Origin of the sequence: Cytobacillus sp. FSL R5-0377 (assembly GCF_038004385.1) — a bacterium.
GTDB lineage: Bacteria > Bacillota > Bacilli > Bacillales > Cytobacillaceae > Cytobacillus.
The window spans coordinates 3,958,808-3,981,993 of record NZ_JBBORA010000001.1 but is presented as its reverse complement, the minus strand read 5'-3'; the positions used below and the strand labels follow the sequence as shown (position 1 = coordinate 3,981,993).

Annotated in this window: 21 protein-coding genes; 7 read left to right on the top strand and 14 right to left on the bottom strand. The window is 40.4% G+C overall.

What is annotated here, in order from left to right; all coding sequences use genetic code 11:
* Positions 1-9: 9 nt before the first annotated feature.
* The 3 genes from NSQ49_RS20300 to NSQ49_RS20285 form a co-directional block, all read right to left on the bottom strand.
* Positions 10-387 carry a CotD family spore coat protein gene (locus NSQ49_RS20300; RefSeq protein WP_159864207.1) on the bottom strand — a complete coding sequence of 126 codons (378 nt, stop codon included), beginning with the start codon at positions 385-387 and terminating at the stop codon, positions 10-12.
* A gap of 330 nt (positions 388-717) precedes the next feature.
* The gene (locus tag NSQ49_RS20290; protein WP_251283616.1) at positions 718-1,971 is read right to left on the bottom strand and encodes a ribonuclease H-like domain-containing protein; all 1,254 of its coding nucleotides are present in this window, start codon (positions 1,969-1,971) and stop codon (positions 718-720) included.
* Positions 1,961-4,261, bottom strand: a complete 2,301-nt coding sequence (locus NSQ49_RS20285; protein ID WP_251283617.1) for a DEAD/DEAH box helicase — start codon at positions 4,259-4,261, stop codon at positions 1,961-1,963. The genes NSQ49_RS20290 and NSQ49_RS20285 overlap by 11 nt, the downstream gene beginning before the upstream one ends.
* A 196-nt stretch (positions 4,262-4,457) precedes the next feature.
* Here NSQ49_RS20285 and NSQ49_RS20280 point away from each other — a divergent pair, with 196 nt between their 5' ends.
* From NSQ49_RS20280 to NSQ49_RS20265, 4 genes are all read left to right on the top strand, one after another.
* Positions 4,458-5,351, top strand: a complete 894-nt coding sequence (locus NSQ49_RS20280; protein WP_341071188.1) for an ABC transporter permease — start codon at positions 4,458-4,460, stop codon at positions 5,349-5,351.
* Positions 5,351-6,274 carry a peptide ABC transporter permease gene (locus NSQ49_RS20275; RefSeq protein ID WP_341071186.1) on the top strand — a complete coding sequence of 308 codons (924 nt, stop codon included), beginning with the start codon at positions 5,351-5,353 and terminating at the stop codon, positions 6,272-6,274. The genes NSQ49_RS20280 and NSQ49_RS20275 overlap by 1 nt, the downstream gene beginning before the upstream one ends.
* 100 nt (positions 6,275-6,374) lie before the next feature.
* Positions 6,375-7,067, top strand: a complete 693-nt coding sequence (locus NSQ49_RS20270; protein ID WP_159864222.1) for a Crp/Fnr family transcriptional regulator — start codon at positions 6,375-6,377, stop codon at positions 7,065-7,067.
* 111 nt (positions 7,068-7,178) lie between these two features.
* The gene (locus NSQ49_RS20265) at positions 7,179-7,643 is read left to right on the top strand and encodes an Hsp20 family protein (RefSeq protein ID WP_159864225.1); all 465 of its coding nucleotides are present in this window, start codon (positions 7,179-7,181) and stop codon (positions 7,641-7,643) included.
* A gap of 88 nt (positions 7,644-7,731) precedes the next feature.
* On the opposite strand, the gene NSQ49_RS20260 is transcribed toward NSQ49_RS20265, so the two are convergent.
* From NSQ49_RS20260 to NSQ49_RS20250, 3 genes are all read right to left on the bottom strand, one after another.
* Complete coding sequence (locus NSQ49_RS20260; protein ID WP_251283620.1) at positions 7,732-10,140, bottom strand: ABC transporter permease subunit; 2,409 nt, start codon at positions 10,138-10,140, stop codon at positions 7,732-7,734.
* Entirely contained in the window at positions 10,133-10,996 is an 864-nt protein-coding gene (locus tag NSQ49_RS20255; RefSeq protein ID WP_251283621.1) for an ABC transporter permease subunit, read from the bottom strand. Before NSQ49_RS20255 ends, NSQ49_RS20260 begins: the two co-directional genes overlap by 8 nt.
* Before the next feature lie 214 nt (positions 10,997-11,210).
* Positions 11,211-11,780: a YppG family protein gene (locus NSQ49_RS20250; RefSeq protein WP_159864234.1), complete on the bottom strand. Its 570-nt coding sequence runs from the start codon at positions 11,778-11,780 to the stop codon at positions 11,211-11,213.
* Between the two features lie 320 nt (positions 11,781-12,100).
* Between NSQ49_RS20250 and NSQ49_RS20245 the strand changes: the two genes are divergently transcribed.
* Positions 12,101-12,316, top strand: a complete 216-nt coding sequence (locus NSQ49_RS20245; protein ID WP_251283623.1) for a YppF family protein — start codon at positions 12,101-12,103, stop codon at positions 12,314-12,316.
* A 26-nt stretch (positions 12,317-12,342) separates the two neighbouring features.
* Here the strand turns inward: NSQ49_RS20245 and NSQ49_RS20240 are convergent, their stop codons facing one another.
* From NSQ49_RS20240 to NSQ49_RS20230, 3 genes are all read right to left on the bottom strand, one after another.
* The gene (locus NSQ49_RS20240) at positions 12,343-12,720 is read right to left on the bottom strand and encodes a YppE family protein (protein ID WP_251283624.1); all 378 of its coding nucleotides are present in this window, start codon (positions 12,718-12,720) and stop codon (positions 12,343-12,345) included.
* 313 nt (positions 12,721-13,033) lie between these two features.
* The gene (locus NSQ49_RS20235) at positions 13,034-13,297 is read right to left on the bottom strand and encodes a hypothetical protein (RefSeq protein ID WP_159864243.1); all 264 of its coding nucleotides are present in this window, start codon (positions 13,295-13,297) and stop codon (positions 13,034-13,036) included.
* 401 nt (positions 13,298-13,698) lie between these two features.
* Positions 13,699-14,691 carry a DUF2515 domain-containing protein gene (locus NSQ49_RS20230; protein ID WP_159864246.1) on the bottom strand — a complete coding sequence of 331 codons (993 nt, stop codon included), beginning with the start codon at positions 14,689-14,691 and terminating at the stop codon, positions 13,699-13,701.
* Between the two features lie 174 nt (positions 14,692-14,865).
* Here NSQ49_RS20230 and recU point away from each other — a divergent pair, with 174 nt between their 5' ends.
* Entirely contained in the window at positions 14,866-15,477 is a 612-nt protein-coding gene (gene recU / locus NSQ49_RS20225; RefSeq protein WP_159864249.1) for a Holliday junction resolvase RecU, read from the top strand.
* A 40-nt stretch (positions 15,478-15,517) separates the two neighbouring features.
* Positions 15,518-18,202 carry a PBP1A family penicillin-binding protein gene (locus NSQ49_RS20220; RefSeq protein ID WP_251283626.1) on the top strand — a complete coding sequence of 895 codons (2,685 nt, stop codon included), beginning with the start codon at positions 15,518-15,520 and terminating at the stop codon, positions 18,200-18,202.
* A gap of 221 nt (positions 18,203-18,423) precedes the next feature.
* Here NSQ49_RS20220 and NSQ49_RS20215 read toward each other — a convergent pair whose 3' ends face one another.
* The 5 genes from NSQ49_RS20215 to NSQ49_RS20195 form a co-directional block, all read right to left on the bottom strand.
* On the bottom strand, positions 18,424-18,951 hold the full coding sequence (locus tag NSQ49_RS20215) for a YpoC family protein (RefSeq protein WP_251283627.1): 528 nt from the start codon (positions 18,949-18,951) through the stop codon (positions 18,424-18,426).
* Positions 18,948-19,604: an endonuclease III gene (gene nth / locus NSQ49_RS20210; RefSeq protein WP_159864258.1), complete on the bottom strand. Its 657-nt coding sequence runs from the start codon at positions 19,602-19,604 to the stop codon at positions 18,948-18,950. The genes NSQ49_RS20215 and nth overlap by 4 nt, the downstream gene beginning before the upstream one ends.
* A 48-nt stretch (positions 19,605-19,652) precedes the next feature.
* Positions 19,653-20,363, bottom strand: coding sequence for a DnaD domain-containing protein (locus NSQ49_RS20205; protein ID WP_159864261.1), 711 nt, complete (start codon positions 20,361-20,363; stop codon positions 19,653-19,655).
* A gap of 173 nt (positions 20,364-20,536) precedes the next feature.
* Positions 20,537-21,829: an asparagine--tRNA ligase gene (asnS, locus tag NSQ49_RS20200; RefSeq protein WP_159864438.1), complete on the bottom strand. Its 1,293-nt coding sequence runs from the start codon at positions 21,827-21,829 to the stop codon at positions 20,537-20,539.
* Between the two features lie 166 nt (positions 21,830-21,995).
* The gene (locus NSQ49_RS20195; RefSeq protein ID WP_201306529.1) at positions 21,996-23,180 is read right to left on the bottom strand and encodes an aminotransferase class I/II-fold pyridoxal phosphate-dependent enzyme; all 1,185 of its coding nucleotides are present in this window, start codon (positions 23,178-23,180) and stop codon (positions 21,996-21,998) included.
* Between the last annotated feature and the right edge of the window lie 6 nt (positions 23,181-23,186).

Below are 23,186 nucleotides of genomic sequence, written 5' to 3'. Positions count from 1 at the left end.
CTTGTTTTATTATCTGCCAGAAAAACTTGGCCCCTGTTTCGGACCATTTCCAGTTGAAGCGCCAGCTACGCCAGTGCCTGGTCCGCCATATCCTGGACCCATTCCCATTCCTGGACCCATTCCCATTCCTGGACCCATTCCTGGGCTATATGCACCTGCTACGCCTGGTCTTGGTCCCATATTCACATTTGATTGTGTTACCTGGTTAACATTTGACTGCGTTTGCGGGAATGAATGCTGATTCTCATAGTTAATATGGTTCACATGAGTATGGTGTGTTGGATGAACGTGTGGAACCACGATGTTCTGGAACGAATGAGTTACACAGCATTTTGTAGGATGTACAACAGCAGGCATCACCTGCGAAGGTCTTGGTCTGCAATACATGTAAAGATCCCCTTTCGAAATTGTTTTTACATTAACAACCTATGTTGGAAAGAGCAATCTTGTACTAATTAAAACACCTATTTTATAGGTACTAGCCTTAGAGCATGCTGTAGAAACTGTCTTTTAAATTGGAGAAAACGATTGCAGTAGTGAAAATTACAAGGAAGAATAAAAATAAGATTGCTTTATACATTTTACCAGCCCCACTATATATAAAATTCCTAAAAAAGTACCACACAAGTTATAATTTTACCTGTAACAAGAAGTACATACAACTAGGAAATAGTGGATTTTTTTGTCTGGTATATTAAAATTATGTTACAAGGAAATTTAAGTTCGATTAAATTTCTGTTCAAGCCGTACAATCCGCCGGTGCAAATCTTCCTGTTTTAGTTTCAGCTTTTCCGATCCGTCATCTTCATCAAGCAGGTTTAACGCTTTTTTCGAATATATTAAAGCCTGGCCAATATCCTTTATTCGATGCTCATAGATCTTGGCCAGTTCAATACAAGATATTACCCTCATTTTAAGCAAGCCTTTTTCAGCAATATCCTTCCATAATTTCGCAGCCTCATCCCAATTTTTATGTTTCTTATACTCAAAAGCCAATGCAAATCTGGCATTAAGAGCTTCAGAAGACTCTCCTGCAGATATTTTACTAAAGGCATTTGCTGCCTGTGAAGAGTCACCCAGTGTTGAAAACCATCTCCCTACTTCATAAACCTCGCGGGAAGTCTGTCTTTCATCCATCTGCAATATCTGGAAAGATAGATGTGTATACAGACTGATCAGGGACAGTATATCCATTTCATTATGCTTTATGATTCCAAGCATGCCTTCCGGATCTTTTCTTTCAATAAAATCAAAATAAATCATGGGTGCCAGAAAGCCTGGAATATCGTCTTTTCTTTCAATCCCCAGAACATCTTTTTCAACTGCAGCAAGCTTTATTCTTTCAAGTTTGTGCTTCCACATTCTCCTTGCAGCATGATATAAATCAAAATGTCCAAATGGCGGCAATTTGGGAACATGCTCCCTCAGCAGAGTATGTCTCGTTTTAACCTGCGGCCAGTCGAAAGCTTTCCCGTTGTAAGTGACCATTGTTGTATAATCAATGCCTTCCAGAAAACTTTTATATAAGGGTATCTCAGCACCAGGATGAGGAAGAATATGCTGTTTCAGCTTTATTTTGGTACCCTGAAGACTGGCTTGGCCAAGCAGGAATATTGTATTTCCAGTCCCTCCGCCCAAGCCTGTTGTCTCTGTATCAAAAAAGAAAAGATTTTCCGGCCTGTGACCGGAAGCAGACAGCGGATGCCTGAGGCTGGAAGAATTCCAGGCATCCACAGCCTCTGTAAATTCCCCGAAGGAATAGATTCCATGTCTATGATCAAGGCAGTATTCTTTTTCCCTTACAAGACAGTATGAGTCTTCAAAATAAAACGGATAAACACCTTCATTAGCCCACACTTCTTTAAAAGGGACATCAGCCTTATTCTCAGGTTTTTGGCCGGCCGAAGACTGTTTATCGTTAGCTGTTCCAAGATGGCCCTTAAGCCTGTTCAGCTTGTTTTTAATGGACAATACTATCACCTGCGCTATTAACACCATTTTTAAAAGAGCCGAGGATCCTGAGTACGTCTTTTTTTGCCGTTTCTGATGAGGTATCTGTTCCAATGCATGAAGGACAGCCATGATCACATGCACATCTGCTGACCATTTCCATCATTTCGTGCATGATATGTTCTATTCCCCCGAAAATTTTCTCACTTAACCCTACACCGCCAGGATATCTGTCATAAAAAAAGATCGTCGGCTTTTCATTATGGGCAGCTTTCACTTGCGGAACTACATGGACGTCCTGAGGATCACACATAACAAATAGGGGTACAATATGCTTAAGTGCGTGAGCTGTGCCAATGAGTCCCTGTTCAAGCCGGTCCTGTTTATAATTTAATGATTCTTTGTTAAATGAAAGCCAGGTTGAGCTTGTATGGAGTTCTTCCTCAGGAAGTGTTATTGGACCGGATCCGATATTTTCATGTGTTTCGAACTTAATTTTTTTAAATATTGTTGCCATCGCTACAACACTGACATCTCCATATCCAATCTCTCCAATGGCGGATGCTCTGATTTTATCCTGCTCAAGCACCTTAAGCTCTACTGCGAGATTAGCATCGGTAAAATAGTCTACATCCACTTCCCGGACAAATGCTTTCTTCTCTTCCCAATCAAGCAATTCCACCTGAAACTGGGTTCCCTGATGAAGATAAATTGCCTCATCATGCAGGAGGGTCATAGCGGAAAAGCGGTCCATTTCACCAATTACTTTTACATTCGCAATATCTGATTGATCAATAATAATAACATTTTCCTGAGATGCTGAACGCAGACTTATGTTGTGGGCAGGAAATGAATCTTTCATCCAATAAAATCTATCTCCGTTCTGGTGGAGCACTCTTTCTTCGGCGAGGTATTCCAATACCTCTTCAGTTTCAAAAGTGCCAAAACGTTCCCCGGCATTAAAGGGGAGTTCATAGGCTGCACACTTGATATGATCGACCAGAATAATAAGGTTATCCGGATTAATCCTGGCTGTTTCAGGACTTTTATTAAAAAAGTAATCAGGATTTTGTATAACATATTGATCAAGCGGACTGGAGCTTGCCACCATAATAACAAGCGATTCACCATGCCTTCTGCCTGCACGTCCAGCCTGCTGCCATGAGCTGGCAATGGTACCTGGGTATCCGGTCATAACACAAACCTGCAGCTGTCCGATGTCCACACCCAGTTCAAGGGCATTTGTGCTGACAACTCCATAAATGTCCCCGGAACGCAGGCCTTTTTCAATTTCCCGTCTCTGGGTTGGCAAATAACCGCCTCTATAACCCCTTATCGCTTTAGGTCCCAGTTTATGTTTAACAAGCTCCTGCAGGTAAGTCAGCAGGATTTCAACTCTGACCCTGCTTCTTGCAAATACAATGGTCTGGATTTTATTTTTCAGAAGTTCACCTGCGAGCTTTCTCGCTTCGAGAGTTGCACTTCTCCTGATATTCAGCGGTTTATTGACAATTGGGGGATTATAAAATACAAAATGTTTTTTCCCGCTCGGGGCTCCATTATTATCCACGAGCTTCATCGGCTTTTCTGTAAGCTTTTCTGCCAGCTCCAATGGATTGGCTATCGTTGCAGATGTACAGATAAAAATGGGGTCGCTGCCATAAAAACGGCAAATTCGTCTAAGACGGCGAATGACATTTGCTACATGGCTTCCAAATACCCCTCTGTAAATATGAAGTTCATCTATGACCACATACTTTAAATTCTCAAACAAAGATACCCACTTTGTATGATGAGGCAATATGGCCGAGTGAAGCATGTCCGGATTTGTAATGACTACATGCCCAGCCCTGCGTACCTTTTGCCGGATATTTGCCGGTGTATCGCCGTCATATGTATAGGAATTGATATTCAATCCGGATTCCTGGATGATTTCATTGATTTCACTTTTTTGGTCCTGAGCCAATGCTTTTGTCGGAAACATATATAGTGCTCTTGCATCAGGATCATTCACGATCGTCTGCAGGACAGGAAGGTTGTAGCACAGCGTTTTTCCAGAAGCCGTTGGAGTAACAGCTACCAGACTGTCCCCATTCATGGCTGTCTGATAAGATGTTTTTTGATGTGTATAGAGCCTTGAAATGCCCCTTTTTTGCAGTGCATCCTTTAAAGATGGATGAATGTTTTCCGGAAGGCTGGCAGTCTTAGCCTCTTTTTCTTCTATTGTATGCCAATGAACAATGTTTTCTTTATATTGCTTTTCAGATATAAGCTGTTTCATGATTTCAGGCAAATTTTTTCGCACTTTCATCTATTTCACCTCATATTCCTATTCTACCGAATAAACGTTCGTTCTAACAGAGCAAACTCTTAATTTCTATTAACTTTTTATGGAGGAATTTCTGCTAAGCTAGTTTTTACTGTACCAGATTTACAGTTTAATTGACTGAAAGTTCTAATTATAAGAGAATATTATATATCCATTTTTTCTCAGATGAGGTGAAGTATTGCTCCACAGTCTATTGAAGTCAATAAGTGTATTAGTGTTAATCGTTATTGGATTTATCCTGATTCTTCTACTTCCAAGGGAAAAGGAAGTAACTGTCTTTTCGAGCTTTCATATTGAAGCTGATTATCCTTTCAGCTTTGAATTATACCTTGAAAGTATAGAAAATTTCACGAGTCACATTTTGACTGATAAAGGATTCGGTGAATCGCGTAGCGGACTTCCAGTTAGTGAAGAAGCAGGAATATTCGTGGCCCGCAGCTTAAAAATTGTTATGCCTGCTTTCCTGGTCAGCATGCTGCTTGGAACATTGATGGGTGCTGTCCAATTTTACAGAAGAGGTAAATTTACCGGTAAGCTGCAGAGTTTCCTATCCTGGATGTTTTCTTCCATACCCGATTTTTTTCTGTTCATTGCCATTCAGTATCTTTTCATTCTGATGATGCAATATGGACTGCCGCACTTTAAACTTTATGGACATGAAAATTGGTATAGTTTCCTGCTGCCGCTGATTTCCTTATCAGTGTTTCCATTCCTGCACATGTCCCGTTTTACGGTGTCAGCTCTTGAAAATGAAATGGGAGAAGAGTATGTGCGCACTGCTTATGCAAAAGGACTTGGCGACTTTAGAGCACTTGTTCACATGCTCTGGAATTGCCTGTCTCCCATTATGAACCAGGCACAGCTGGTAATGCTTTATATCCTATCCAGTCTGCCCATCATTGAAAAGCTGGCAGGCTATAATGGGGCAGGCAAGGAGCTGCTATTCAGCATTTCAGCTAATGATGAAATGAAGGCATTGTCCCTGATGCTTCCCTTTCTCATTATCATGTTCATTACCATCATCTTTTCGCAGACAGCTAGATTATGGCTCGTACAAAAGGAAAGGGTGTGATGGAAATGTGGCTTATTAAATGGATTAGGAAACATACTTTATTTTGCTTGGGATCCTTTTTGCTGCTGCTACTGCTGCTAATTATGTTTGCAGGGCCATATCTTCCTTTTGTTGACCGGGAATTAACAACAATTACATATATCCTAAATGAGGAAAAAAAGCCAGTTATTCCGCCTTATCCGCCATCAGGGGATTATCTATTCGGAACGGACAAAAGCGGCAGGGATCTGCTCAGTCTGCTTATCCTGGGGGCAAAAGAAACCATATTGATGGTTGCCTGTATTACTGTCCTTCGATATGTATTGGCCATTCCGATTTCCTTCCTTTCACACAAAAAATGGATGGGTACACACCTCTTTCTTAAATGGCTGAATGGACTGCTGTCATATATTCCAACCATTATCATAGTCATGCTTCTTGCCATGCTGCCGCCATTATTGCTGAGTGAGAATCGCCCTTTAATCCTGCTCATGATTATTGCTTTGGCAGAAATGCCCCGTGCTGCTGAAATGATAAAACTGGAATTTGATCAGATCTCCTCTAAAGAGTATATATATGGAGGGATTGCTGCCGGAGCTTCACCTTACAGGCTTTTTCGGATATACTATCTGCCTTTTCTGTATAGTAAGCTACTTGTATATATGGTTACTGATCTTGGAAAAGTCATGTTTCTGCTGGGACAATTAGGATTTGTCGGCATTTTTATTTCGCAGGATTTTGTTCAATCTATGACGGGAGATTGGCAATTGGTCAATAATTCCATTTCCTGGCCAATGATGATGATTAAAGCCTTTGAGGATATAAGAGGCCCTATTTGGATTCCATTTTTCTCAGCATTTGCAATGACCTATGCCATTTTAACCTTTAATATGTTTGCCGAGGGATTAAAATCATTTTTCACCAGGAAGGTCCGATATATTTAAATATCTCAGCCTGGATTAGGAAAACAAGCTACTCTAATTATAAAGTGATGTATGTTTTTTGTTACAATAAGCTTAATAGGACAGAAGCAAGAGGTGGATTATGAAAGCAGCAGAAATTAAGGATGTTCTTTCCCAGTTCTCTCTTTTTAAAGAGCTGAACAGCGAAGAACTGGATAAGGTAGTTGAGATATCCATATCACGGGAATGGAAAAAAGGAAGTCATGTTTTTCTGCAGGACGAACCGCTTGATAATGTATATTTCATTAACAACGGCAGAGTTAAGATTTATAGAAGTGATATTAATGGGAAGGAACAGATTGTTGCCATTTTAACAAAAGGAGAGATGTTCCCTCATGTGGGATTCTTCAGAAAAGGCGGGTACCCGGCTTTTTCCGAAGTGCTGGAAAACGCTCAGCTTGTGGTTGTGCCTATTTCGCAATTTGAAAAGGTGCTTATTGAGAATCCTGAATTATGCATAAAAGTATTTAAGGTTCTGGGCGAGAAAATTGTCGACCTTCAGGAGAGGCTGGAATCGCAAATATTAAACAATACTTATGAGCAAATCATTAAATTGCTTATCCGGCTGGCCAAAATGCATGGAGAAAAGCTTGAAAACGGCAGCTTTGTATTAAAAGGGGACTTTACCAATAAAGACCTTGCCAATATGATTGGCACCACAAGGGAAACGGTCAGCAGGACTTTAACCAAAATGAAAAAAGAAATGTTAATCAAAACAGACCAGGATGGACATTTAATCATAATCCCTGATCAGCTATTAGAGACAATATTTTAAAGGCCGCACTCTGCGGCTTTTTCTTTTTCCTTGATTCTGCCACAGGAACATCCACCCAATGGGCGGCATAGAATAAGTTGAAAAATCCTGTTTGAAAGGGGATGAAGGAATATGGAGGATCCAAAGAAAAAGGAACGGAATGAACCATTTGGGGATTTGATAAAATCAATGAATCAGTTTTTCCATGAAAAACCCGGCAGAGGATTTCTGCAGACAATGGATGAATTTTTTAAAAATCCATTCCCGACTTCTTCTTCCTTCCATGTTAATGTTGCTGAAACTGATAAGGAACATATCATTAGTGCTGAACTTCCAGGAATAAATAAAGAGCAAATACAGATTGATATCCTGGACAATTATATAACCATTTCAGTTAAATCGGCTGAGATGATAACGGAAGAAGATGAAAAAAATAAAATTTTTCGCAGACAGCAAAGCATGCAGCGTTCCAGCAGAACCATAGCGCTTCCACAGCCAGTTAATGAAAAAAAGGTAAAAGCTGTTTACCAAAATGGCCTTTTGCAGATTACTGTACCTAAGCAGCAGGGAAAAAGAATCCTGATTGATGAGAACTGATTATGCCTGCATTTCTAGTTTTATAGAATCTGGATAAACAAAAACAAGCAGTATTATTACCTGCTTGTTTTTGTTTTAAGATGGCTTATTAACTATTCAGCTTAGACGTATCAATCCAATTATTGAAATAGCCGGTCGGAACACTGAAATAATCTTTTGTGAAGGATATGAACTCCTTTGTATCGACCTCTTTATAGCGGAACTTTTGATAATAATCGGACAGAAACTGCATCCCCACTTCCTTAGGGGATTCCCCTTTCAGAGTATACTTTTCCTGGATCATTTTTAAAATTTCCAGAGCAGGCTGGCCATAAATATATCCTGTATGTTTTACCTCATTAAGCGGCACATTTGAATATTGCCTTCCCAGACCAGCTTCCTCGATTGCCTTCATCCGATTATGGGAGATCCCAAATGCCTGACTTTCATTTTGATTTTGATCTGCATAAAAGTACATAGAGGTGGCGAATTCTGTGATTCCTTCATCAATCCATGCACTGTTGTATGGGTCATTGGCCACTGCTCCATAAAAATATTGATGAGCGATTTCATGGACAATTGAGATATCATAAAACCTTTTATCATTAATATGGGGGTTTATGGTTACAATACCGGGATACTCCATAAATTCCCCTTCATCCAAAACAATGTCAAGCTGCTTATGCGGATAATCTCCAATATTATCCTGATAAAAAGATAATGCCTTTTTAGCCAGTGTTAACGATGCTTCCGGGTTTTTATCATGATTGCTCCTTGAAAAGAGTCTGACCTCCACACCGTCCTTCGCTTCCGTTTCATAAACTTTCATATCCTTCATAACAGCAATGAAGAAATCCCTGACCCTTTTGGCTTTAACTGTTCCTTCATTCTTTCCTTTTGCCGGATCTTTTTCTGCTGTGGAAGCCAGAGAATACCCTTTGGGCAGCTTATAGGAAACTTTGAAATCAGAATAGCCTGTATGGAATGTTTCCAGTCCCTCCATATAAGGCTCTTTGTTCCACTTGCCTTTTTGATAAACTGCAGCCATTGGGTACCACTGAGCAAGATAATAGTTGGTGCCTGCTTTTGAAAAGCGGCTGCCTCTCTCAGGGACTGTAAATCCATATTGTATCTGTACCTTATGTCTGCTTTTATCTTTCATATCAGGTGTTAAATTTATTTTTAGTGTATCTCCATTCAGTTTAAAAGATGCTTTTTGCCCATTCACTGTTACCTTTTTTATTTCTGCTTCAGACGTTCCTTCAACGGAATCAAATGTATGTCCCTTTTTAAAAACGTTTGGAATGAAGTAAAAAACAAGCTCATTCCATTCTTTATCTGATTGATTTTTTATCTGGATATTTGCACTAGCATTGAAATATCCTTCGCCATTCATTTCCAGATCAATTTGATAATCTGCCCTGCTGCCGCTTTTAACACCTACATTAGATTCCTTCGCAGCCACAACATAGACACCTGCACCTGCGAAAGCAATAACCAATGCCGTAAAAGCAGCCTTAGGGCCAGAAAATGACCAGAATTTCTTTTTTCGGCCAAATTGTTTTCTGGCAGGCTGAACTAATGGCTCGTGCCCAGTCTTAATCCATGGTGTACGCTGATAGTTTGATTGAAATCGATTCTTCAGTCCATTTGCCAGCAGACTGAAGGACACAGTTGTAAGTAAAAGGATCGCTAATGGCACAATCAATATATGGGTGTTGCCATAAATATTTAATCTCGCCTGACCAACAAGCCCCGCCAGCTCCTTTGTTGCCGATAGATAGATGATGGGGTCATATCTCACAATAGTTCCGCCGACAAAGATATTTAAAAGTGCCAGCTGTCCCATAAGGGCGATTACGTACACAATTTCAAGTATGAACATAACAAGGAACGTTTCCTTTAACTGGGGAAAAATATGCTTCCAGATTAGTCGGTGTTTTCCGGCCCCCAGAGCTTTTGCAGCTTCTATATAAACGGACTTATATAACTGAGACGTTTTAAGCCTTACAGAAGACACAATGCTTGGAATGCTGATGACTGATGCAATGACAATAAAATAGATAATTAACACATTTTGTTCAAGATGACTGTTGAAGCTTATTGGCGCAAGAAAAAAATACAGGATCAGAAAAAGCGGAACATAGCTCCATGCATTTTCGAAAGCAATCAGCCAGCCTGGCGTTCTTTTCAAGGTGCCCGCATACAAACCGATAATTGATCCAAAAACCATTTTTATAGCTGTTACTGCAGCTGCAATAAAAACAGTGTATCTTAAACCATATAACATCATGGATAAAATATCATATCCCCATTTATCGGTGCCCAGCGGATAGGAGGATGATTCAAACGGCTCCAGAGGCGGTGCCAGAACCTTTCCGTCTGTATATTGTGTTTCCAAGGCTGAAGTTAATGAATGGGGTGCAATGATAGGCCCGAATATGCTGAAAAAAAGCAAGCAGGAAACCAAAAGAATTCCTATTATTAACGAGTAATTTATTTTTAGCAGCTTATTCATAGATAAAACCCCGTTTGAACAGATAGAATATAAGTCTGTTAGAAATATAGACAATTAAAGAAATCAAAAGCATTGCAAACAAGCCGATTGCAATCGGCTGAACCCCATTGCTCTGAAAAATAAATTTTGTTATGCCGGAAACATTCATAATATGCTCAATAATAAAAAGATTGCCAATGGCAAGTGAAATTACTTTTACCAGCTCAGATTTGATAAATGGTTCTAAATTTTTAAAGACATGCTGAAAATTTATGTAATTCAATCCCATCCCTTTAGCAACAGCAGTCTTAATATAATCCTCACCGCTTGTCTGATAATATTTAACCGAGACAAGCTTAAATAAATATAGCGTCGGAGCTATCGCTGCCAGCACTGTGGGAAACCAGGTGTTGAGAGCTCCTCCATCCGGTCTGAGAGAAATTACTCTGATTCCCGTTATTTTATATATTTTTACGGCAAGAATCATAGAAACCACAATAATGATAAAGTCGGGTATGGCTGCAAGCATATTCAAGAATGCCCCAAAAAGCTTAGTGAGCCTGAAGCGGCTTATAAACACTCCAAAAATCATACTTATAATTAAGGAAGCGTTTACTGCTATCAATACAATCAGCAGACTAGTAAAAAAGTTATCAGCAATGTCCCCAGCTATAGGACGGGTCTGCAGTCCAAGCTGATAGGTACCAAGGCTTCCCTCGCTTATTTCAGATATAAAATCTCCATAAATCTGCGGCAGAGTGTCAAAGCTCCAATTTAGACTCCCGCTCGATGGATCAACAGATATAATTTTTGGCAAAGCTGCAAGAAATAAAATTAATGCAAATATGATAAGTATTTGCTGCACAGCACGAAACATAGTACCCCCCCTTGTTATGACTTTAAGTCATTTTTCTATTTTTTTACCCTTATCTAAATTTTGTCAATCATACAATTAAATTATCATAGATAATATTGCCTATATTATTGGAGTCTAAAAATAGACCGGCTATTCTATTTTTAAATATATTTAATCTTTTTTCAAGTCTGATTTTTTCAAAGCATAAAAAAAAGGCCAATCCGGCCTTGATCACTTAAGATTTGAATATTCCGCCAATCCCTTTAACCATAGATGATACCTGTGTGACCGCAGACATCATCTGTCCTGCTGTGTCCACCATTTTGTTGATATCAAGCGAGCCATCCTGGGCTTTAAATGAATTCATAATGCTTTGCACGCCGGATGGCTGTTTTTGGATGAAGGATTGCTTTGGGTATGGATTCATATATGGCATTTGCGGAGCAGCCGGCTTGCTTGGCTGATGTCCATAATAATCTTCAGATTCTAACGGGTTTTGAAATATTCCTGCATTCTTTGAACCTGTATGTGAGTAATATGCAGGATCAAAATGTTGCTGCGGATAGGCCTGATGCGGATAACTTTGCTGCATTCCTGCCAATTGCTGCGGGTGCTGGTACTCCATATTAAATGGCGAATAATAAGAATTATACTGTCCGGCAGCATGGTTATAATTCTGCACTGGCTGCTGCCTCATATAATATTGGTCATTGGTCCCCATATAAAATGGATGAACGTATACATTTGGGTTTAAATGGCCGTATGGCTGCACATGACTCGTTTTATTCATTACTCGGCCAAACATGGGCAAACATCCTCCCCATTCAAAAAGATAAGTATATTAGCAATAATATCAGGCAATTCCCTCCTTATTATCACCAATATAATATATGAATGAAATGCCCAGAACGTGAAAGAAGTTAAATAGGGGCAAAAAAGGAAGCGCTTCCCACCTTTGTCTAACTATGAAGAATAATGTCGGAAGTTTGATTTTTTTAAAAACGATGAAAAATAAAATTATATGTTAGGATATAAAAAACAAATTGTTTCTTGTCCGCTATTTTCATTTACCTGAATGCGGGGAAGAAATTTCTCCGCGAATCTATTTTTAGAGGAGGCAATATCATGAATGTTCACGAACTACAAAAGAAGTTTCATCAGCTGCGGGAGTATACTCCTGAAAATGTTAATGAATTATTGGATTTTGCAAAAAAAGCCTATATCCATAATGAAATTTCCAGTACAGATTATCGAAATCTCGTTCGTGAGCTTGAAGCTCAAGGAGCGGCCGTTCCGGAAAGCTACAAAGATAACACCCTCCAGTATTCAGTAAATGCATAGTATTCAATGAAAAAAGGGAACCTCGTTCAGGTTCCCTTTTTTTCTTCTCTTAGTAATATTATCAGCTGCTTTAATACATACACGGCTGAATTAACATAATTAATAAATCTGGTTCTGCTTGCGTCAGGAAAAAACGACTGAATGGAAACCATTTCAATATGTTCAGCAGCAGAATCGATTTGCTGAGAATATAGATTCCGCGGTTTATGGATGCTAATCCACTTCCGGGCTTCTTCTTTCCATCTGTCATTTATGGATTTAACCTCATCAGCAAAAGGTTTGACTTCATTATAAAAATCACCCTTCTTGCCTGTCTCCTTAACCTTTTTATACCTGCTGTCTGAGATCTCCACATATTCAAGCAGCATTTCTGTCATACGCAGCAGGGAATTTTCTTGTACCACGGGAATCAACTCCATTTAGATAAGCGGAAGGCGCCTGAAGCTAAATAGTTATCTACCTTCAGTTTATACACTTTATTAAAAATAGTCTTTTTTCTAAACGATTGTTTTTTTGTTTATGAATTCTGCCCGTTGATTGCAGCGAACCCGCGGGGAGGAATGCGTCAGCATCTTCGAGGATCAGGTGCCCACAGCGAAGATCAACTCAGCAAATTAAACTAGGTTATGAAAAAGCAACTAACTTCTGGAAAAACAGCCTTAAAATAAAAGCAGCCAATCAATTTAGCTGCTGAAGGATACTGCTATTCTAATCCACTTAGAAACCGAGTTCAAGCTTCATGCGTGCTGATCTTTTTGCACTTTCTATATTTTCTGCCTCAGACATGATTACCGTCATATCTTCTTCGATTGCTTCCAGCCTGCTTTCACAAGCCTCTATATTTTCTGACTGTTCATAATACCAATCCTGGCGGAGTCCAGACAAATTAGACTCCAGTACATTTTCAAGCTCTTCAAGCTGATCGTATATGTCTGAAAGCATGGCCAGCAATTCTTCTTTTTCTACCGTTTTTCCCTGCATTCAAAAAACCTCCCGATTTCATTTTCTCCTTGCTTTCTGCCATGAATAATGAAGGATACAGTGAAAATTTGCTTTGTGCCTACATAAATTCTATTTTCCCCTAAGGTATCCTTCATGCATGACAAAACTAGAAGGGATTCGCCAAAGAAAGTACTTATTTGCATGGCAGCGGCAAGGTTTCGACAGCCTCCGAAGAATGAAAATAACATCATTGAACAAACTAATGAACGGAGGTGTTATGTTATGGCAAGAAAACAAGAAAAACAAAATAATGTACAGCCCAAAAAGCTGGAAGAAACAAAAACTGGCTATGGCAATAAGAAGCTTGAAGGTCCTGACCGCCCTTCAACATAACATGAAAAAGCAAGGGATCCCTTGCTTTTTTTTGCATTTATTTTCTCCTAACAAATGGAGCGAAATATTTTTCCCAGCTTGGCAGCAGTTTGAAGCTGGTCCTGTTTATGCAAATACCATTTTGTAATATGGACGGGATGTTTAATGACAACCGATTCTGATGCCCATTTCCTTTTTATGCGTTTATTGACAGACCAATCAGGAAATTGATGTATGTGATGAGTGATTATCGGGTATGTACAGCGTAAGAAAGGGGTAGTTCTCCGTTTTTTTCCCTTAAAGTATTTCTCATAATCATACCTTGACCCAGTATGAATTGTGCGTGATGCAAATTCATACACGTCCTCATAATAATTTGTGTCAAATAATATTTCTGCCAGCCTTTTTCCAAGGTCAATTCTTTTAGAGACCGAGCGGAAACCATTAACACTCGCACCGTATAATTCCCCTTTACAGGTAGGGAAGATGACAGAACTAAAATGAAGATAATCCTGAAAGGAAAAGAGCAATGTATGAAAAACTTTATTTTTATAAATAGAATGCTCCATTACAGGCTCTTGGATGACATTTTGTTCGTTGATAATCAGTGAAATCATTAATCTCTTTTTATTTCTGTTTCTCCAGAAATGAAGCCACTCCTGCCCCATAAACGCCGATACATGAAAAGTTTTTAATAAGTGAAACATTGGCCTATTTAGTTTCGTCGAATAATGATAGAGAAGCAGCTGGGGAAATGCATCTTGAAAAATCAGCCAATTAGCCCTTTCATATGTTATATAAAGCATATCCCTGAATTTCTTTCCTATTAATTTAGGAAAACAGCTCCCTTCAAGATCGCACATATTCCAGCCGGCATTTCGGGACACCATGGAGGCCAGGAATGCCCAGCGTATTTCAGGATGTTTTTGATAAAACTGAAAATAAGCTTCCGTTCTGGAGATATTGTCCAGGTTATATTTTGCTGTCATTTTCATAATATGATCCTTTATTGCCTGTTCCTTTTTTTCATGACTGTACAGAAATTTCCCAGAAAGAAACACCGCAATTCACCTCATAAAATGAATGTTCTATAATTTGGCCTGCAGGCATTTAGGTAAAACCGGAATAATACTTAACTGGAGTTTCCTATATACTTTGTTATTTAGAACTTTTTATTCAACCAAATCACGCTTACTTTTGTTATCATAGGGAGTAGCTGAAAACGAGGTGAATGCATGAATTTCCACTATCCAAATGGCAGGAGATATACCCCGCCTGCTAATAGTGCCAAAAAACTAACTCCAGAGAAGAAATGGACATACAGCAATCGCGGAATGACACTGGAGGAAGATATAAATGAAACCAATGAATTCTATTTGGAACATGGAATAGCAACTATTCATAAAAAGCCCACTCCTGTTCAAATTGTACAGGTCGATTATCCAAAAAGAAGTGCAGCAGTCATTAAAGAAGCATATTTCAAACAAGCATCAACAACTGATTATAACGGTGTCTATAAAGGAAGATATATTGATTTTGAAGCAAAAGAAACCCAGAATACAACCTCCTTCCCTTTAAAGAATTTTCATGAGCACCAGGTAAAACACATGGAGCAAGTATTAGCCCAGCAAGGAATTTGCTTTGTTCTCCTCCGCTTCTCGGCTACCGAAGAGGTTTACCTGTTAGAGGCCCTTCATTTACTCACATACTGGGAGAGGATGAAGAGTGGGGGAAGAAAGTCAATCACCAAGGATGAAATTGAAAAGAATGGTCATTACATTCCGCTTGGATTTCAGCCCAGAATTGACTATATTAAGATAATAGATTATCTTTATACCCTTAAATAATTAATTTAAAGTTCCATTGTCAGAAAGGATGAACATAGATATGACAGAAAAATATCAGACAAGGGAGGAGCGCCGAAGACAGCAATCGAAGCCTAAAAATAAGGGTAAGAAAAAAGGTTCAGGCACTTTTAAACGCATTTTCCTTATATTGATTGCCCTTGGTATTGCTGGAATGATTTTAGGAGCAGGCGCTTTTGCTTTTATGGTGAAAGATACACCTAAACTTGATGAAAAATTGCTTAAAGATCCAATATCTTCTCAGATCTACGATATGGAGGGCGAATTCATTACTGATGTAGGCTCGGAAAACCGTGATTACGTCGCTTATGAAGATATACCAAAACTTGTGGAAGAAGCCTTTTTGGCAACTGAGGATGTCCGCTTTTACAAACATAACGGAATGGACTTAATTCGATTGGGCGGAGCAGTAATTGCCAACGTTACCCGAGGATTTGGTTCTGAAGGGGCAAGTACGATTACTCAGCAGGTAGTAAAAAACTCCTTCCTGAATAATGAAAAAACCCTTAGCAGAAAGGCCCAGGAAGCCTGGCTTGCCTTCCAGCTTGAACGCAAGTATACAAAACAGGAAATCTTCGAAATGTATGTGAACAAGATTTATATGTCTGAAGGGCATGGTGTTTTAACGGCATCAAAAATCTTCTTTGGCAAGGAACTTAGCGAGCTGGAGCTCCATGAAGCTGCCCTCTTAGCTGGCATGCCGCAAAGCCCTAACAATTATAATCCGTTTAAGCATCCTGACAAAGCGGAGAAACGGAGAAATATTGTTCTTTCCTTGATGAATCAGCATGGTTTCATTTCAAAAGAAGAAATGGAAGCAGCGAAAAAGGTTCCTGTGGAATCTACCCTTGTGGCTGAAGAAAATAGAGAAACAAATGAATCTAAATATGATTCTTTCATCGATGTTGTTTTGGATGAAGTTGAAAAAAAATACCCGGATCTTAATCCATATTCCGATGGGCTGAAAATTTATACGACTCTGGATCCGGATGCACAAAAGCATGTTGAAAACATTTTAAATACGGATGCAGCAGTAGCCTATCCTGATGAGAAGTTTCAGGCGGGAATTACCCTTCTTGATACAAAAACGGGGGAAATCAGAGCAATCGGCGGAGGACGCAATCAGGAAGTAAAACGCGGCTTTAACTTTGCCGTGGACCAAAAAAGACATGCCGGTTCGACCTTTAAACCAATTGTCGATTACGGACCAGCAATCGAATATCTAAAATGGGGAACTTACCAGACCATTGTTGATGAGCCTCACACATATTCCGGAGGCACAAAAATCAATAACTGGGATGGAAAACATATGGGCCCTATGTCAATGCGCGAGGCCCTTGCCCGCTCACGCAACATTCCGGCTTTAAAAACACTTCAGGAAGTTGGAACAGATAAATCATTGGAATTCACCAAAAAATTAGGAATACCAATGGAAGAGATGTATGAGTCCTATTCTATCGGCGCTTTTGAGGTTTCTTCTCTTCAGGTAGCCGGTGCATACAGTGCATTTGGAAACAATGGCTTCTACACTGAACCGCATGCCATCAAGCAAATTGAAATGCGTGACGGCACGAAGCTTGATTTAAAACCTGAATCTGAAGTAGTCATGAAGGACTATACAGCATTTATGATCAGTGACATGCTCAAAAGTGCTGTTAAATCCTCTTACGGAACTGGCCGTCTGGCTGATGTTCCAGGCTTGCCTGTAGCAGGAAAAACAGGAACTACAAACTACACCGCTGACGAAGAACAAACATATGGTATACCTCAAGGCTCCGTGCCTGATGCCTGGTTCGCTGGCTATACAACTAACTATACAGCAGCTGTCTGGACTGGCTATCAGGATAGAAAAAGTTATATACCGGCAGGCGATGAGCAAAAAATTGCGCAAAAGCTTTTCAGCAGCTTAATGGCGCATGTATCAGAAGGAAAGGAAACAGAAGATTTCAAGGTACCGAACTCTGTAGAGAAGGTAGCCATTGAGAAAGGCAGCAATCCTGCCAAATTGGCAAGCCAGTTCACGCCTAAGGAACAAATCATTTATGAGTATGCTGTAAAGGGCAATGCTCCTACACAAGTGTCACAGAAATTTGATAAACTGGACTCCCCTTCTGGCCTGTCAGCGAACTTTGACCAGGAGGCAAATGAGATCTCATTATCGTGGAATTACCCTGAAGACGCAGAAGGCACACAATTTGAAGTAACTGTATCCGTAAATGAAGGCGGAGATCAGCAGCTTAGCGTTACTGCGGATAAAGGCTTAAAAATTGCCAACCCTCAGCCAGGAGCTGTGTATACCTTTAAAGTAACAGCATTTAAAGGTGATCAGCAAAGTGACCCTGCTTCTGTAAAAGTACAAGTTCCTGACTCAAGCATCATCGAAGAAGATGAAACTGAAGGTGAAGAGCAGGATGGAACTGGCGAAGAAGAACAGGAAGGCCAGGAAGGGCAAAATGGTGAAGATGGCCAGGACGGAAACCAGGATGGCGACGGTTCTGGAAATGGAAATGAAAATGGAAATGAAAATGGAAATGGTGAAGGCTCCGGAAATGGTTCCGGAGATGGTGAAGAAAACGGTGATGGTGGCGGTGAAGGTGACGGTACCGGTGATGGCGATACCGGAGAAGAAACCGGAACGGGTGCTGGAGGCACTGACACTGACGGAAACGGCACTGGCAGCGGCACTCAAGGCTCGAGCGGCTCCTGAAATGGATCTGGCACATAATCAAATAGAAATAAAGAGCTGGCTCAGTGATGAGTCAGCTCATTTTCTGTGTCCAAAAGTACTGATACACTTGAATGCTGGACTTTGGGTTTGGCGTGGCATGGTCGGCGATTCTAGGGTTTGTAGCGCTTTCATTCCTTTAGTGCGTGTCGAAATCTATGCGCGTTCCATATGAAACTGATAGCTATAGAAAAAAGCGCCTATCATTTAAGGCGCTTTTTCTTCATTTGTTCCAATGCCATCATCTTCATACATTGCTTTTCCGTTTCAGTGATTAGTTCAGAGAGCTGTATGTAAGAATGATAAAACGCTGGACGTGCAGTAATGAAATCCAGCCGTTCTTTAAGATTCACTGGCTTGATTGGCAATTCTCCGTGATCTGCCTGAAGGCTTACCGGCTTGCTGTTTGTCCAATACAGCAGCTGTAAAAATACTCCTAAAGATACTTTCATCGGAACTATGGCAGCTTTCTGGTTCCGGTTTGTGAAGTGCATCCCCAGAAGCTGCTTCTGTCCCGCCCACTCATCAATCAAAGCCGGAATATATTCAGCACTGTTTTCCCAGGGTCTTAACGCAGGAATCCCCGCATAATAAGCCGCTTCATATAAAAAGGGCGGCAGAGGCTGAAAAGTGAAAAGGTATTCTACTTTTACAGCCAATGAATCACCCTTTTTATAATATAGGGAATGACATAATTGTTCTTTAACAGGAATGACAATTTCTCCGGTCATTTTGCCTGCTTCACCTTCATTCGTTTTTTGCCTTCCCGGCATAAATCGAGCAGCGGACAGATCTCACATTGAGGATTCTGTGCCTTACAGTGGTATCTTCCAAAAAAGATCATACGATGATGTGTAATTGACCATTCATCCATCGGCACTTTCTTCATCAATGCCTTTTCAACTTCCAATACAGAGTCCTTCCATCGACAGAAACCAAGCCTTTTGCTGACCCGTTCCACGTGAGTATCAACCGCAATGGCAGGCACATCAAAAGCCACAGAGACAACGACATTAGCCGTTTTACGGCCTACTCCGGGAAGCTTTGTCAGCTCGTCTCTGTCACGCGGCACTTCCCCTTCATATTCATCGAGGAGCAATCTGCATAGCTTTTGTATATTCTTAGCTTTGTTTCGATAAAGACCAATGGAGCGGATATCCTCCTGCAATTCCTCTATAGAAACATCCAGGTAATCCTGGGGAGTTTTGTACTTTTGGAACAGGTTTCTTGTCACTTTGTTAACCAGTGCATCAGTACATTGTGCTGACAGGGCCACTGCTATGACCAGTTCAAACGGGTTGGAATGATTCAATTCGCAATGTGCTTCCGGGAACATTTCTCCCATTGCATCAAGGCAGTGTCTAATTTGTGTTTTATTTAACAAAGAAATCACCACTTACTATCTTCATTTTTTTCGGGCAGCAGTGTCTGCTTACTGCTCAAGCCAATTATAAAAGGGAATAGATTTCGTTGTCTGTGAGGGAGCATCCTCCCTTTTTGTCCTCTGCTGTGGCTGGTTCTGCCTGAATTTTTTCCCATAGCTTTTAGCCTGTTCAATCGTTTTTATTCCGTTCTTTTTCCATTCAAAAAGAATCCTGTCTATATATCTGAAGTTCAGTTTACCGGACATGACAGATTCTCTCAAGGCTGCTTTTATAATATGGGGATCATGGTGATCATCATCCATCCAAAGAGCAAGTGTCTCACATTCAAAAGGAGAAAGCGGCCTGCCAAACTCCCTTTCAAAGCAGGTATAAAGATCTGTCTCCTCCTGATGCATCTTAGCAGCTTCCTCTTTTTTACCGCTCAGCAGAAACTGATCAATGAGCTTTTCCCAAAGCGGATCAAGATGGTAACTTTCAAATCTGATTCCATCGGCAGAGTAGCTGTCCTTAATATCAATAAAGCCTTTTTGGATTAATTTTCTTAGCATTTCCGTACACTCAGCCACAGAAATGGTCATGCGGGAAGATAATTCTACAGGGGTGGGAAATTCATTCCCATGTTCAATATAGGAAATTACATGAAGTATTAGGACGAGTTCATGCTCATTCAAATTCATTTCTTTATACTGTGACAGAAGGACTCCAGGTATTGAAATATTTCCTTCCTGAAGCCATTTTAATAAACTATTTTTAGACATTCGGGACACCTCCTTTTCAGTATATCATGAACACAGTGACCAAAGTGTGTTGAAAAAACGGTAACTTTTCCATTAACATTTGGCTTGACTGCCTTCTTCTGAATGTTCTAACGAAACTGGAAGAAGCAAAAAATCCGCGAAAGGCGGATTTTTGCTTTATTTATTCATTTTCATTATGGATATAGTCGGTTTAATAAACGAGGGAACGGAATTGTTTCACGTACATGCTCGACACCGCTGATCCAGGCAACTGTTCTTTCAAGTCCCAGACCAAATCCGGAATGAGGCACTGAACCATATTGGCGAAGTTCCAGATACCACTTGTAAGCATCCAAATCCAGTTTATGTTCTTCGATGCGCTGTTTTAGCAGATCATAATCATGTATCCGCTCAGAGCCGCCGATGATTTCACCATACCCTTCAGGTGCAATCAAGTCAGCACATAGTACAACATCTTCTCTTGACGGATCCGGCTGCATATAGAAAGGCTTCAGTGAAGTAGGATAGTGTGTGATAAAGACAGGCTTATCGTAGCTTTCTGCAATTGCTGTCTCATGCGGCGCTCCAAAGTCGTCTCCCCACTGAATGTCATTGAAGCCTTTTTCCTGAAGAAACTTAACTGCTTCATCATATGTTATGCGAGGGAATGGAGCCGTAATTTTCTCCAGCTTCTCTGTATTACGGCCAAGTGTTTTAAGCTCAATTGAACAGTTCTTAAGTACAGACTGAACAATATGAGCAACATATTCTTCCTGAACCTTTAAGTTTTCATCAAATTCGCAGAAAGCCATTTCAGGTTCGATCATCCAAAACTCGATTAAATGACGGCGGGTTTTAGATTTTTCAGCACGGAAAGTCGGCCCGAATGAAAATACTTTTCCAAGAGCCATAGCAGCTGCTTCCATATAAAGCTGGCCGCTTTGGGAAAGATAAGCATCTTCATCAAAGTACTTTGTCGCAAACAGCTCTGACGTGCCTTCCGGTGCGCTGCCCGTCAGAATTGGCGGATCTACCTTCGAAAAACCTTGCTCATTGAAAAACTCATAAGTTGCCCGGATAATTTCATTTCTGATTTTCATGACTGCATGCTGACGGCGGGAGCGCAGCCATAAGTGGCGATTATCCATTAGGAATTCAGTTCCATGTTCTTTTGGCGTTATAGGATAATCCACAGCCTGATGAATAATTTCAAGTCCTGTTACAAGCATCTCAAATCCGAAAGGAGAACGCTCGTCCTTTTGAATTCTGCCGGTCACATATACTGAGGATTCCTGAGTGACTGATTTTGCCCCCTGGAAGATCTCCTCCGGCACTTCCGCTTTCACCACTACACCTTGAATGAATCCAGTTCCATCGCGCAGCTGCAAAAATGCAATCTTTCCGCTTGAACGCTTGTTTGCAATCCAGGCACCTATGGTAACTTCCTGATCAACATATTTATGAACTTGAGAAATTGTAGTTTTTATCAATTATGTTCCCTCCAAAAAAATCTAAGCAATCACTTCTTATGTATCGCTATATATTATACCTTCAAGCACATTGACAAGCAATAACAGTAAATATTAAAACGCTCTACTCAGGCGGAAAACATAGAAGGAAGCCGGATGCAATCCGGCTCTCCCCGCTTCACTATTATTTTAAATTCCTTTCAACAAATCCGTGCATCCGTTCCACTGCCTTCTCTAATAATTCAAGAGAAGTTGCATAGGATAAACGGATATTATCCGGAGCGCCAAAGCCAGATCCAGGAATGACTGCGACCATTGCATCCTCCAGAAGCGACTCAACAAATTCATCGACACTCGCGAATCCCGTCATTTCTGCTGCCTTTTTTACATTGGGAAACAGATAAAATGCTCCCTGAGGCTTTACACATGTAAAGCCTGGAATGCTGATTAATTTATCATAGATTACATTTAATCGATGTTCAAATGCTTCACGCATTTCTTCAAGCTTATCCTGAGACCCGGCATATGCAGCGATTGAACCATATTGTGCTGTTGTTGTCGGATTTGATGTACTGTGGCTTGCAAGGTTGGTCATAGCTTTGATAATGCTTTTATTGCCTGCAGCATATCCAATTCTCCAGCCTGTCATAGAATGAGATTTGGAGACCCCGTTAATAATTACGGTCTGTTCCTTAAGCTCAGGTGAAAGCTCAGCAATCGAAGTATGCTTATGGCCGCCATATACGAGTTTTTCATAAATCTCATCAGAAATGATCAGAACATTATGCTTTAAACATACCTCTCCCAGCTCCTTTAATTCCTCCGCAGAATAAAGCATGCCTGTCGGGTTGCTTGGAGAGTTGATAATGACAGCCTTGGTTTTATCAGTTATGCTTTTTTCCAGCTGTTCAGGTGTGATTTTAAAGTCATTTTCCTCTTTTCCCTCTGCATATACAGGAACACCGCCTGCGAGTTTAACCTGTTCAGGATAGCTTACCCAATAAGGAATCGGGATAATGACTTCATCGCCTTCATTGAGCAATACCTGGAACAATGTATATAAGCCATGCTTTGCTCCATTGGTAACAATAATTTCTGAAGCGTCGTAATCAAGTCCCTGATCTTTTTTAAACTTGTTTGCAATTTCTTTTTTTAATGCTGGAAGACCTGCTGAAGGTGTATATTTTGTATGCCCTTCATTCATGGATTTCACGGCAGCATCAATGATATGCTGTGGTGTATTAAAATCCGGCTCGCCTGCTCCCAGCCCGATAACATCATGTCCCTGGGCTTTTAGCTCCTTAGCTTTAGCAGTAATTGCCAGAGTTGTTGATGGTGTCAATGCTTTTACTCTTTGTGCCAGTTGAATCTCCAT